General features: G+C 77.2%; 1 pseudogene. It reads left to right on the forward strand.

Annotated features, from left to right (window positions below):
- Window positions 1-296: pseudogene (locus tag AC1DYG_RS20415) on the forward strand (LysR family transcriptional regulator); the annotation flags it as partial.
- Window positions 297-392: the final 96 nt, after the last annotated feature.

A 392-nucleotide genomic window follows, 5' to 3' on the forward strand; every position in this document is an offset into this window, starting at 1 on the left:
GCATCACCCGGCGGGCCGCGATGGAGGCGATGGAGCGGGCCGGCCTGGTCTGGCGGACCACGTGCGTCACCGACAGCCTGCTGGGGCTGCGGGCCGCCGTGCTCGCCGGGCTCGGGTACGTCGTGCACGCGGAGTCCCTGCTGCCCGGCGGCCTGGCGCCGCTGCCCGGGCACGTGCTCCCGGACCCGGGCGACGCCGACTTCGTGCTGATGCGCCGACCCCGGCCCGCCMCCGGGCCGGAGGCGGCGCTGACCGCGGCCATCCTCGCCAACGAGCGGCGGCTGCGGCGTAGCTAGGCCGACGCCCGGGCGGGCTCAGAACACGATCACGCCGCGCAGGTTCCGCCCGGCGTGCATGTCCTCGAAGCCGCGGGCCACCTCGTCGAGGGTGTA

It is taken from the genome of Pedococcus sp. P1_H8, assembly GCF_056405175.1.